Raw genomic sequence first — 13,315 nt, forward strand, 5'->3', positions numbered from 1 at the left:
TTTTTCCTCATATATAGAGGGGAATTCTCACTTAACGCACCTGAATGCTTTATTCGTTTGCCAATTTTGCTATCTTACTGACTTCAAAGCAGAGAAGATGTAAGGAAGGCAGTGTCCATGCCCATTAAAACAGATGAATTACGAACCGAAGTCGTTGGCAAACTGCCTTCACCTGCCGAGTTAGAATCGATTCATACACTGACGGACAAAACTGCTCAGTTTATTGCCAAAGCAAGAAAACAAACCGAGAACATACTCTCTGGTGATGACAACCGCCTGCTGGTCATTGTTGGGCCCTGTTCAATCCATGATACCGATGCAGCACTTGATTACGCCCGAAAGCTCAAACAGGAAGCGGATAGACATAGCGATACACTCCACATCGTTATGCGCACCTACTTTGAAAAGCCTCGAACCGTTGTGGGCTGGAAAGGCCTGATTAATGATCCCCATCTTGATGGCAGCTGCGATTTAAGAGAGGGGCTATTCAAAGCGCGTAAGCTGTTACTTGAAATCAACCAGCTTGGGTTGCCCACCGCCACAGAATTTCTCGACATGATTGCCGGACAGTATATTGCTGATCTTATCACCTGGGGGGCGATTGGTGCGCGTACCACGGAATCCCAGATTCACCGCGAAATGGCATCGGCTCTCTCTTGTCCAGTGGGCTTTAAAAACGGCACAGATGGCAACGTAAAAATTGCGGTAGATGCAATACGAGCCAGTCAGGCCTCGCACCTGTTCTGTTCGCCAGACAAACAAGGTGACATGACTATTTACCGCACTGCCGGTAATCCCTTTGGTCACGTTATCCTCCGCGGGGGTAAAGCACCCAACTATCACCGTCAGGATATTGAATCAGTTGCCGCGGAATTGGTGAATGTAGACTTACAGCCCCGGCTTGTTATTGATTTCAGCCATGCAAACTGTCAGAAACAACATAAACTGCAGTTACACGTTGCGGACCGATATTGCAGAGCAAATTATTGAGGGCGATTGCCATATTGCTGGCATCATGGCTGAGAGCTTTATCGAGGAAAGTAATCAGTCGCTCAACGCAGCGGAGACTGATAGTCTAGTCTATGGTAAATCGATCACTGACCCCTGCCTTGGTTGGGAGGACACCATCGATATGCTGGAAATCTTGGCAAATGCCGTCCGTGAACGTAATAATACTCAACAAGCTGAATCTTAGTTTCAGCTTTAATTCAACTAAACATAATCAGGAATACACTATGCCTTCTTTTGACATTATCTCCGAAATTGATCTTGTCGAACTGAAAAACGCGGTTGACAACGCCAACCGTGAACTTTCAACTCGCTTCGATTTTCGTGGGGTTGAAGCCAGCTTCGAGCTGAATAAAGAAGTCGTGAAAGTGTCAGCTGAAGCAGAATTTCAGTTGAACCAGCTTTTGGATATTCTGCGTGGAAATCTCTCAAAACGTGGGGTTGATGCCCGTGCTATGGAGACGAAGACGCCAAGTTTCTCAGGGAAAACCTGCAGCCAGGACGTTCACTTCAAGAATGGTATTGAAACCGATGTCGCCAAAAAGTTGGTCAAAGCGATAAAAGAATCCAAAATAAAGGTTCAAAGCCAGATCCAGGGTGAACAGGTGCGTGTAACAGGTAAAAAGCGAGACGACCTACAAGCAGTGATGCAACTGGTTCGCGATACCGATCTGGGTCAGCCTTTCCAGTTCGACAATTTCCGCGACTAACAACCATCTCCCGGCCGTTCATTGTTAAGACAAATAATACGCTGGCAATAAGAGCTAACTCTAAACACCCTGAGGCGACACACTCTCAGGGTATTTTTTTGTTCGTTTTGTCAGTGATTCCTACGTTATTTGATATCTACTAATCGACTCGCCTTGCGATACTGGACTTTCCAACCTTGCCAGCGAGGTAATTCCCAGCGTTTAGGGTCTGCTTTGCGTTTCCCTCCCACATGGTGGATCATGACTGTCCGACGCGCTTTGAAATACTCAACCTTCAGCTGCAAATCAGATAGCGTGACAGTAAGCGGATATTTCTCACAAAACCCTTCATATTCCCAGTCTGGAATTCCATCAAATTCAAAATCAGAGGCATCAACCAATGTCAGGTCATCTTTAGTCTCAACACCAAGTTCAGTGAGACGGACTTTTATCCATTCGAGAGGCTCGATAGCAGGCAGGGGTGCGTCTGCTTCAACCTGCTGATATAGATTCCAATACTCTATCGACGTTTTTAATGACTCACCAAAAGCAAAGTGTTTGCCATTGAGTATCAATTCAGCCAGAGCGACTAACAACCCCTCTCCCTCTGGTTTACGGTATTCTCGGTGAATGACTCTGCCAGCGTAGGTATGTTCAACCACTTCAAGCTGTTCATTTTCTTGCTCAACCGTGCCAGCTGATGTGCAATCTGACAGGCCAAGTTCACGAATCCATTGCAGGGGTATCGGCGCCATACAGGTAGCATAAGATGAGGTTTGCTTTGCGCCCCTTTTACCCGCGAGGTGAAACTGGCCAAATACAATCGCCGCCTGATATTCATCAGCAAACAGACTATCTCGACCCAGCAACACCTCACTATATCCATTGGTGAAGGCCTGTTGCCTTTTCTCCCTGCGAACGTAGACCAATTCTGGTGCCTGACATATGACATTCTTGAGCCATTCATCTCTTCTCAGCTTGGTTGCTGCCTGCCAATGAGGTAAATCAAGTGCCTGTCGGATAGCACTCGATACTTTTCGAGCCTCATCTTGTACATCACTATCAACATTTACTGCCTCTACCTGCTCTCCACGTAACACGGCAATATTAGTGACAGCGTCACACATTGAACTGTTCCATGCTTTGTAGTGATCAAAAGCAAGTTCAGTGGATGGTAATCTCCATAATGTCTGAGGCGTCTGAATAACCGCGGCGAGATCTATCATGGCTTCGCGGCTGCCCTTTGTTTCCATTCCTGAGATCAGGTGGGCAAACAAAGAATCAATGGGTAGCGGGTAAAGAGCCTTGCCATGTGCAGTAGCAAGCCCATGATTATCAATGGCTTTCATTGCCAATAATCTATCAGTAGCTTGACTGACACTCTTCAACGGTAGTCTGCTAAGCAGAGATAGTGATTCCAACTCATAACCACAACAGGCAGATGCCAGCATAGTATCAGTCAGCTCCTCTCTTTCCAGTTCTGGAGGGGTATACGACTCTAGCGGAGCAAATTCACCGTATAACCTGATGCAATGCCCCGGCCTCACGCGCCCAGCTCTTCCTGTCCTTTGTCTGGCGCTGGCTTTTGAAATCGCATGAAGTGCCAGAACCGTTCGACCATTCCTCTGATGAGTCCTCCGCTCAAGACCAGAGTCAATGACTGTAACAATGTCGGGAATAGTCAGTGACGTTTCCGCCACATTAGTTGCCAGTACAACTTTCTGACGATCGGAAGTAGTGAGAGCTCGCTGTCGTTCCTGATCACTCACTCCAGCGTGAAGTTGAACAAGCTCAGCTCCGCATTGCCTCAATTGCCCCATACAGGATGAAATTTCTTTTCGTCCGGGAAGAAAAACCAATACATCGCCATCGTCTTCTAACGCCCAATTGACGGCCTCAGCCACCCGGTTTTCAAGATCACGTATTGAAGGCATATGACTGCTATCTTTCGCACTGTAGCTTATAGTGACGCTGTAACTCTTTCCTTCTGCCTTTATGACTTCAGCACTAAAATAGCGGCTGAGTTTATCGCTATCGAGAGTAGCAGATGTGACAATTAATCGATGTTGAGCGTGTTTGAGCAGCAACCCTGCCAGTAAGTCAGATTCGATACGTCTCTCATGGAACTCATCAAGCATGACAATATCGAAATCGCCCAGACGATTTTCACTGAACCACCTGAGCGCAACACCCGGCGTGACAAAGACAACATCAGTCTCATCTGTATATTGATGGGCAAATTTGATGGCATAACCAACCTTTTCACCGGGTCGGCTATCGAGAGTTTCAGCAACAAAACCAGCCAGTGAAGTACAAGCAATTCTTCGTGGCTCAATAACTAATACTCTGCCATGCTTGCTGGCCCAGACAGGTAAATGCGTCGACTTACCTGTTCCGGTTTCAGCCTGTATAACAAGATTAGTGCTTGGTAGCGCCTGCAAAAAATGGGATTTTATCTTTTCAATGGGAAAATTGTTCATATTTATGTTTGGCCAACACTCATCAGTGTAAGTTTTGCTCATATTTTGGCTGATTTGTTGTTATTATCTTCCACAAATAGTTTCGTAAGGTAGCGGTTTTAGATAAAGATTCTGCATATATGTAGTTAATTATGTCCAGAAAATGTTCATTGAGCACTGAAGGTCACATTTTAGAATTATTTATCAAATAGAGTTTTGTTATGTAATTTTACAAGACTAGACTCAACATCCTGCTACGCACAGCCAAGGGTTGTGACGGAACACGTCATTACCCAACAGATATTAAAGATACAGTATTAACTTACATGAATAATCAAAAACGCCCACTCTATATTCCATATGCTGGCCCGGCTCTACTTGAGACACCGCTGCTCAATAAAGGAAGTGCTTTCACACTTGAAGAACGCATGTACTTCAACCTTGAAGGCCTGTTGCCGGAAGCCATTGAATCTATCGACGAACAAGTCGAACGTGCTTACCAACAGTATCAACAGTTTGATTCTGATATGGACAAGCACATATACCTGCGAAATATTCAGGATACCAACGAGACCCTCTTTTACAAGCTGGTAAATAATCACATCACTGAGATGATGCCGATTATATACACACCAACCGTTGGTGCGGCCTGCGAAAACTTTTCTAACATCTACCGTCGTGGTCGTGGTCTGTTTATCTCCTATCCCAACAGATTCCGTATCGATGATATGTTGAACAATACTCCTCGCCACAATGTCAAAGTCATCGTTGTTACCGATGGCGAGCGTATTCTCGGTCTTGGCGATCAGGGTATCGGTGGTATGGGTATCCCTATTGGTAAGCTGGCTCTCTACACAGCCTGTGGTGGTATCAGCCCAGCATACACCTTGCCTATTGTGATTGATGTCGGCACCAACAACCCACAAAGATTGTCTGATCCTATGTATATGGGTTGGCGCCACACCCGAATTTCGGGGCAAGAATACGATGACTTCATTGAGAACTTCATGCAGGCCGTCCAACGCCGTTGGCCTGATGCACTGATACAGTTTGAAGATTTCGCACAGAAAAATGCGATGCCTCTGCTTGAGCGATACAAAGACAGAGTCTGTTGCTTTAACGATGACATTCAAGGAACAGCTGCGGTGACCGTTGGATCGTTGCTAGCAGCGTGTAAAGCAGCGAATACCAAGTTGTCTGAGCAGCGTGTTACCTTCCTTGGTGCTGGATCGGCGGGTTGTGGGATCGCTGAAGCAATAATCGCACAAATGGTATCAGAGGGAATTTCAGACGAAGAGGCGCGCCAGCGTGTGTTCATGGTCGACCGTTGGGGCCTATTGGCAGACAATATGCCTAATCTGTTAGATTTCCAACAGAAACTGGTACAAAAATCAAATGTTGTAGCTGAATGGGAATTGGGCGACCAAAATGTCTCATTGCTTGATGTAGTAAGAAATGCCAAACCAACGATACTCATTGGTGTTTCTGGGGCGCCGGGCCTGTTCAGTGAAGACGTGATCAAAGCGATGCACGCCAACTGCAATAAACCGATCATCTTCCCGTTGTCTAACCCGACCAGCAGAGTTGAAGCAACACCTGCGGATATTCTTCGCTGGACGGACGGTCAGGCATTGGTTGCGACAGGAAGTCCTTTTGAGCCTGTTGTGCTTGAGCAAGGAAAAACCTTCCCTATCGCTCAATGTAACAACAGTTATATCTTCCCAGGTATTGGTCTTGGCGTACTGGCTGTTGATGCAAAACGCGTTACCTCTGAGATGTTGATGGAATCAAGTCGTTCATTGGCTGAATGCTCGCCTCTGGCGAAATACGGACGTGGTGCATTGCTTCCACCACTTGAGCAAATTCAACAGGTATCTAAGAAAATTGCCTTCTCTGTTGCCAAAAAAGCCATAGAGCAAGGTATTGGAAACCAGATGAGTGATGAGGCTCTTAAAGAGAGAATTGAAGCTATTTTCTGGGAGCCAAGGTATCGCGACTACAAGCGCACTTCTTTCTAAGCAACGTAAAAGATAAACGTATTTAATAAACCGCTGATAGTCAGCGGTTTATTTTTTAGGGTTATATTTTCACGTCAGTTGCTGACGATTCTGCCGAATGGCTGTCAGAATGATCGCTATCTATCGAAGAATGGAGATTAAATACTTCATCTGCAGCTGGTTCGGCGTTGAAGCCTCGACCGCTATTTTTCTCCTGATGGACACTTTTAATGTCGCGAACATTTTTTTGTACTGCTATTACGGCATACAAGCTCAAGACATACGCGATGCCATAAAAGCCCTTCTCACTGAGAGTCAAAGACGCATTCCATAGGCCAATACTGACAAATGCTAGGGCTGAGAACACAGATACAACGCAGAATAATGCGTAGAGTCTGGTCACGTCGATACCTTCTTGTTGGTCTCTCACGGTTTTCTGTAAAGACACTGCTGAGAACAAACCGAAAAGTAGTGAAACTAAATAATATCCCTTCTCGTTTAACATCATGTCTGAGTTCCATAACCCTAGACAGTAAGCCGTTACGCCAAGAGCAAAAGATGCCCATGAAGCGATAATGAAAGCTTGGGTCGGATGGTTTTTTGGCTGCTGCATAAGCACATCTCCATTGTTAACTTTAATCTAAATTCACTCATCAAATAGACGGTCAATCTTGTCTGTAGTCCGTCTCTTTGCTCCATTGACAGAATTTACACTTCTCTTCACTGTCATGATGTCCTAAGAACTAATTTTAATTGAACGGTGTTTTTAAATAGCTGTCACTGAGTTTCTTCACTAATCTATAGAAAATAAAACGATGTTCATAATTTAATGAAAAAAATCGAAAAGGGATGCAAAGCAAAGTGATGAGAATCTACTTATCCGTATGAATACATCTTTATATTTAAATTTGATGAAATTGATATGAGTACCCAAAGAACAAAATGTGCCAACCCAATAACCTCAAACGCATAATAATAAGAAAATTGACATAAAACACACATTTGCCACGCTGAAATTTTGTGATTTCAGTGACTATCAGTTACTCTGCCTGAATAGTTGGCTAATCTGTTGTAAGTCTTGAAAACTGTATGAGTTATAAACGTTTTATCACCTCTGCATTTACTGTATTGTTATCGATAATCATCGTATTAACATCGATAGACGTGTGGATCGCATACAGAACACAGGACCGAATATACTCAGAAGTATCGACCATTCCAAAACGAAATATCGGTTTGGTATTAGGTACGAGTAAATACATAGGTCGTCACCTTAACCCTTTCTACACGTTCAGAATCAATGCTGCCAAAGATCTCTTTCAACAGCACAAAGTTGAAGTGTTTCTGCTGAGTGGTGACAACGCTCATCGCTCTTACAATGAGCCATGGACAATGAAGCGAGACCTACTGAAAGCGCAGATACCCGAAAGTAACATTTTCTTAGATTACGCAGGTTTTCGAACGCTTGATTCAGTGATTAGAGCAAAGAAAGTGTTTGATGCCGATCAGTTCACGATTGTCACTCAGCGGTTTCATTGTGAGCGAGCGCTCTTCATCGCTAAAACGTTTGGTATTGATGCGATTTGTTTAGCTGTTCCTGGCCCGGATGGTAAAGCAGGTTTGTCTGTCAGATTCAGGGAAACACTTGCAAGAGCAAAAGCCATTCTGGATATTTATATTCTGAATGTCGAACCCAAATTCCTCGGCCCAAAAGAATCAATCGTCCCCAGCACCAGTTGAAAAAGTTTCACAGCAAACGTCGTTGCAATCTTTAAACCTAAGCCCTTTTAGTATGAGCAGCCGCACTACATACTAACCATCCAACATTTACATGTATTACAGCTTCAACCTCCCCATGGAAATAAACGTAAAAAATATGGGCAAGCTGAAATCGAAGTTATACATGATGCTATTCGCCTCTTTCGGCTATCTATTTATTATAAATATTCAAACAATTTGCATTAAGTTACTCTATTTAAAAATCACCGCTGTTATTATTAATAATGTTTGGTGTAACATAAACGCATAGCAATGGCTGATTTATCAATATATCGCCATATATCAATTCGTTATCATATCAAGAGATCACTAGGTATATCTTCAGCTAGATTTACAAACTCGTTGCTCGATACACTTTATGTTGCTCTCATTGTTGTTAATTTCCGGGAATATTGGTTAAATTGCAATATTCCCGAAACTAAAGAGTCATTCATGTATTTTGCAGAAATAACAGGCTGGGGTAAGTGCCTTCCTCAGGCTACGCTAACCAATAATGATCTGAGTACTTTCATTGAAACATCTGATGATTGGATCTCATCGAGAACTGGCATAAAAGAGAGAAGAATTAGCCACGTCGATACATCTGATTTGGCAACAGTCGCTGCCAAACGTGCCATGGCTTGTGCTGGAATTACATCAGAAGATGTTGATCTTATTATTGTCATGACATGCTCACCCGACACGCTGATTCCTAACATCGCGTCGAAGGTGCAGGTAGATATTGGTGCTGCAAATGCTGCTGCTTTTGATTTAAATGCAGCATGTACGGGTTTCCTATACGGATTAGAGACAGCGACTCGTATGATACAGGCAGGAGCTTACCGCAACGCCATTATCATCGGCGCGGAACGTATTACATGGTACGTGGACTGGAGTCGCAGGGATATCGCTGTACTTTTCGGTGACGGTGCTGGCGCTGTTGTTCTGAGTAAAACAGAAGAAGAGACTGGCCTAATTTATACTCGTCTCGGCTGTGATGCAGAGGGACGTGACGTGCTTTCTGTTCCTAAGTTTGGAACAGCTATGGACAGATATGATCCGGAAAATGGTCACTTCGATTTCCACTTTGTCGGCCGGGAAATATTCCGTCGGGCAGTGAGAGGCATGGGTGCCGCTGCGAGTAACGTATTATCTCACCTCAATTACACCGCGAATGATATAGATGTCGTTATTCCACATCAGGCCAACAAACGCATTATCGAAGCTTTATGCGAACATTCCGGTATTCCACTTGAAAAAGCATTTATTAATATCGAAAAGTACGGTAACACGTCAGCTGCAACAGTTCCCATCGCTCTTTGCGAGGCGCTAGAGGAAGGAAAAGTGAAGCCGGGCGATAATATATTAATGGCTGCATTTGGTGCCGGATTAACATGGGGCGCTTCCCTTGTAAAATGGGGTCAACGCACCACGCCCATTGTAGAGTCAGATGTAGAGTTACCTCAACCTGACCAAAGCGCGCTTGAATTGTTAGATAAGGCAATCAACGCAAGCAAAGCGAGAGCAGAACAGCAAAAATAACGAAAGATACCTGCCTTTCTAAAAATGATTTGCTAATCGTTAACACGGGATGTTTTCTCGTGTTAACGAGGCTAAGAGCAATGACAGAAAGAACAGCAATGGAAAACAGAACCCGCTATCACCTTTTCTTACCTCTACTTTTTGCACTTTCTGGCTGCCAATCGTCGCCTCAAGTTCGTCTGCCTGCTATCGCTATACCTTTAGATATTAACAGTTCAGAAAAATCTGACTTTCCCTGTTATTCACTGGCACTTCAGCTTTCTGAAATCTCATCGCCGCAGCCACTGAAAACAGCACAGTGGACTAAGCGATATTTTTATTCTCAGGAAGACACGGTTGCTCTTTTCGAGAGTATCCCACCGGGTACTTATCGAATTGAATCAGTTCGTTGCAACTCAAAGCCTGGTCGTATGTTTTCCGGTAGGGTAAAGTCTGTCGAGAAACGGGTATCTGGAACAGTGCAAACTAGCACCGATACCTTGACTGTCAGTCGCGTATTAATTCGCTCAAGTGTTTTCTATCATCAACATACAATGCGCTTTACACTAACGATGAGCGAGAATGATCAGGCTAGCGTTGATGATCTTTTCCGTTCTTTAAAAGCAAAGTATTTTTTATCTCCAATGAAAGTTTCCCGATAAGTCCATCGTTAATTGAGTGACTTGTTTCATTTTCAACGATGATTAAGCAGACGTGGCGACTACATCAGACCTAATGGATAAAAATTCATAGTATGCAAGAGGGGTTTGAGGCCCAGTAGACCCGAGAGTCTACTGGACTGGATAAAAGCAATATCAGATGGAAATGTTTCTTTCATCTGAATCACGAGATAAGCGTGCGGAGTAAAGCGAGGTAACCATATTTTCCATAACGGTTAAATGTTCAAAAATGCTGCGCCACGAACGCCCCCAGAGTCACCATGTTTTGCTTTAATAATTTTTGGCACCGAGGACAGAGACAGAATATGTTTTTCCAACCGTTTAGGAAGTTCGCTGTATATGGTGTCGAAATTTGATAAACCACCGCCGATAACAACCACATCTGGATCGAATGCAGTCAATGGACCTGAAAGAAACATTGCCAGCAGCTCGAGAAACAAATCAACAAATTCTGTCGCTTTCGAGTCTCCGCCACGATATGCAGAAATAATATCAATCGCAGACTTCTTTTCGCCATTGAAGTGAGCGTATAACTGCTCAAATCCACGACCGGACAGATAGTTATCGGCACATCCCCGGTTACCGCAACCACAGTCAAACAGCGGTGCATTCTCACCCATCAAAAACCAGGCATCAATCGGAATTCGGGTATGGCCGATTTCACCAGCAACATTATTTGCACCAGATATTACCTTCCCATCAAGGATCAGGCCGCCACCGACGCCAGTTCCCAAAATAAGGCCCAGCACGCTTTTTTCGCTTTTTAATTCGTCATCCCAAGCCTCAGAGAGCGCAAAACAATTTGCATCGTTATTCAGAGCCACCACTCTTCCGAGCCTGGTTTCTAAATCTTTTCTCAGAGCATTGCCAGATGCTGCCGGAATATTGACTGTCAAAACAGTCCCATCGGTTGCGTTTTCAAAGCCCGGAATACCCAGTCCCACCTTTCCTTCACAACCAAATTTGTTGTCGTACGATTCGACAAGAGAGGCAAGCGTTGAGATTAACGCATCATAATCGCTTGTCGGGGTTGGTACACGCTCAGTTGCGATTCTTTCGAGTTTTTCATCGAATGCACCAAATTCAATTTTGGTGCCCCCTATATCAAAGCCGTAGTACATCCTTATCTCCGCTAAACTTACTACTTTTTATGTCTGAGATCAGACAAAACAGATGTGGTTTCCATTGTATAACCGAACGGTTCATAAACGCCGCCCAACGGTATTTTTACCTCAAGGGTTTGAGGTCACTCGCAAGATAAATCGAAGTCTATAGAGGATAAACGCCTAAAACTGGACAGAGCGCCCTGCACGGGCAGAGGTTTTTGTCGTTTTCCTGCGAGATAATGTTCTCTAAAAACATCAAACCATGCATCGAGACAAGTACTCGCCTTACTTTCCCCGTTCAAATCCAGCACTCTCGCGGCGACTTCTGCGGTAGCAAGTTGGTTTTCCCCATTTGCTGTACGGACTTTATACCGGGATACATCCGAGCTTTGAATGCTTAATACGGGAAAATGTGCTAGCCATTGGCTTTTACGAAAAATTTTCTTCGCTTCTTGCCAGGTACCATCGATTAGAATAAATAAAGGACGTTTACCCTGCTCTGTCTTCGGTGCCGACACGACTCGCTCTGGTTCAGCATATTGCGAAGGAAACACCACATAAGGTTGCCAGTCAGGGTGATTTAAGATTTCAAGCATTTTTGGATCTGGCTCGGTGCGTGACCAAATAAAACCTGAGGTATCCTTAACCGTATCGGCAATCAACCTACCTGTATTACTCGGTTTTAATACCTCATCATCATACATCACCAGCATAAATGCCGCATTGGTGTCGAGGGTGACTTTTTCATCACAAATGCAGAGGTGCCTTGCGATCAAGCAAAATTTACAGCGATCTACGTTGGCACCCCGAGCTCGAAACGGTTTGGTCGCTTTGGATAGTCGATATTGATAGAGTTTATGAATTGCGTGTATCTGCATCTTTGTAGCTGCGCCAGAGAAATTTTTAAACGCATTCTAGGCCGATAGGCTATGTCAGACAACCTCGATAAGAACTTTAAAAATGTATATCGACACGCGCCTGAGGATGAATTTGGAGCATGTTTATTTCCCTAACTGATTGGTTTTATCCTTTCATTCATACCCAATAGCAGGCTTTTCTGTACCATTTTGTAAGCCCATTACATCTCATGTGAAAATCGGTTCGTGCAGGTAAAGTGTCTAGAATAGTTAAAACTGCATATCCAATATTTCAATAAGGAATTTCTTCTTAAGTGGGCTTCAACTAAATCCTTCGTTTCAAAACACAAAAGTGTAAATGTAAACTTCGAGTCAATACTGTCAAAAGCAAATATACAGTAAAAGTGCTCTTCTGCTACTACCGATACTGGTCTTATGGATGTATCACTGCCCTATTGCGTCGTTATCTTTTAGTGGTAGTTTTGTCTGCTACATGTAGGTAAAGAAAGTAGAGGTGACCAAAAATATAGCGTTAAAAATTCAATGAAAATACGGGCGTAGAGACGAGTTCTTGGTCCATCAGTAAACTCTCAACACTTCAAGTTTATACCTTTATGAATTAAATATATTGCTCTAGGGAGTTTCTGTCTGAGTGTGTTCAGGATGACACACTAAACTCTGAAACCGAAGCATCAAACATGTTTTTGATGAGTCCGATAAATTCGGACAAAAAATCCTTCTGAGCTTTAGACGGTACTTTCTGCCAAACCTCGCACAGTGCTTGCTCAAGGTCTGCAATGATGATGTCTGCCTCTCGCATCACCATAAACCGAATCTCAGATTTCATAGATTTGTTCTGGTCACAAATGGCCATTAATTGTTCCACTAGCAGGTCATGAACAAATTCATCAACGGTGATTTCGCCATCCGGTTCTCCCGCAACTTCAAACTTATCCATGTTTTCCATAAAGAAGTCCACGAGTGCATTGTAGCCATCTGTGTCAACAACCATGTTTTCGCCCCCGGCAAAGCCGCAAATCAAAAATAATGTCTCATTGTCAAAAGAATCACTGAATTTCAGGGAGTCAGTTCACTTTTTTCGCATACAGTCAATGAGACCGTTTTCTCAGCCGCTACATTATCTGTAAGCCGCTGTTGGTTAAGAATAACCAGTGTAGACAACGTACCACTAACCTGTGACAGTCTTGCCTAAAGATTCAAAAAAATATTACTCATAAAT

10 protein-coding genes and 1 pseudogene are annotated in these 13,315 nt (G+C 43.8%); 6 read left to right on the forward strand and 5 right to left on the reverse strand.

The features are described from left to right. Nucleotides 1-117 precede the first annotated feature (117 nt). Nucleotides 118-1,195 (forward strand): annotated as a pseudogene (locus A8L45_RS18545) (3-deoxy-7-phosphoheptulonate synthase). 40 nt (nucleotides 1,196-1,235) lie between these two features. Continuing rightward, nucleotides 1,236-1,718 (forward strand): YajQ family cyclic di-GMP-binding protein, encoded by a 483-nt coding sequence (locus A8L45_RS18550; RefSeq protein WP_068904852.1) that lies wholly within the window; start codon nucleotides 1,236-1,238, stop codon nucleotides 1,716-1,718. Between the two features lie 125 nt (nucleotides 1,719-1,843). Here A8L45_RS18550 and A8L45_RS18555 read toward each other — a convergent pair whose 3' ends face one another. Then, entirely contained in the window at nucleotides 1,844-4,177 is a 2,334-nt protein-coding gene (locus tag A8L45_RS18555) for a helicase-related protein (protein ID WP_068904867.1), read from the reverse strand. Between the two features lie 305 nt (nucleotides 4,178-4,482). Between A8L45_RS18555 and A8L45_RS18560 the strand changes: the two genes are divergently transcribed. Continuing rightward, a complete protein-coding gene (locus A8L45_RS18560; RefSeq protein ID WP_068904853.1) occupies nucleotides 4,483-6,174 on the forward strand; it encodes an NAD-dependent malic enzyme in 1,692 nt (563 codons plus the stop codon). Between the two features lie 61 nt (nucleotides 6,175-6,235). On the opposite strand, the gene yiaA is transcribed toward A8L45_RS18560, so the two are convergent. Beyond that, a complete protein-coding gene (gene yiaA / locus A8L45_RS18565; protein WP_068904854.1) occupies nucleotides 6,236-6,766 on the reverse strand; it encodes an inner membrane protein YiaA in 531 nt (176 codons plus the stop codon). Nucleotides 6,767-7,242: 476 nt separating this feature from the next. Between yiaA and A8L45_RS18570 the strand changes: the two genes are divergently transcribed. The 3 genes from A8L45_RS18570 (at nucleotide 7,243) to A8L45_RS18585 (ending at nucleotide 10,094) form a co-directional block, all read left to right on the forward strand. After that, complete coding sequence (locus A8L45_RS18570; protein WP_068904855.1) at nucleotides 7,243-7,893, forward strand: SanA/YdcF family protein; 651 nt, start codon at nucleotides 7,243-7,245, stop codon at nucleotides 7,891-7,893. Between the two features lie 471 nt (nucleotides 7,894-8,364). Beyond that, nucleotides 8,365-9,453: a ketoacyl-ACP synthase III gene (locus A8L45_RS18580; RefSeq protein ID WP_068904857.1), complete on the forward strand. Its 1,089-nt coding sequence runs from the start codon at nucleotides 8,365-8,367 to the stop codon at nucleotides 9,451-9,453. Nucleotides 9,454-9,533: 80 nt separating this feature from the next. Then, entirely contained in the window at nucleotides 9,534-10,094 is a 561-nt protein-coding gene (locus tag A8L45_RS18585) for a hypothetical protein (RefSeq protein WP_139122416.1), read from the forward strand. 233 nt (nucleotides 10,095-10,327) lie between these two features. On the opposite strand, the gene nagK is transcribed toward A8L45_RS18585, so the two are convergent. The 3 genes from nagK to A8L45_RS18600 all read right to left on the reverse strand — a co-directional run bounded on the left by nagK (nucleotide 10,328) and on the right by A8L45_RS18600 (nucleotide 13,087). Beyond that, nucleotides 10,328-11,233 carry an N-acetylglucosamine kinase gene (nagK, locus tag A8L45_RS18590; protein WP_068904859.1) on the reverse strand — a complete coding sequence of 302 codons (906 nt, stop codon included), beginning with the start codon at nucleotides 11,231-11,233 and terminating at the stop codon, nucleotides 10,328-10,330. A 125-nt stretch (nucleotides 11,234-11,358) separates the two neighbouring features. Then, a complete protein-coding gene (locus A8L45_RS18595; protein ID WP_068904860.1) occupies nucleotides 11,359-12,096 on the reverse strand; it encodes a tRNA-uridine aminocarboxypropyltransferase in 738 nt (245 codons plus the stop codon). A gap of 637 nt (nucleotides 12,097-12,733) precedes the next feature. Beyond that, on the reverse strand, nucleotides 12,734-13,087 hold the full coding sequence (locus tag A8L45_RS18600) for a DUF3802 family protein (protein WP_068904868.1): 354 nt from the start codon (nucleotides 13,085-13,087) through the stop codon (nucleotides 12,734-12,736). Nucleotides 13,088-13,315: the final 228 nt, after the last annotated feature.

This window comes from Veronia pacifica, from assembly GCF_001707825.1.
Classification (GTDB): Bacteria; Pseudomonadota; Gammaproteobacteria; order Enterobacterales; family Vibrionaceae; genus Veronia; species Veronia pacifica.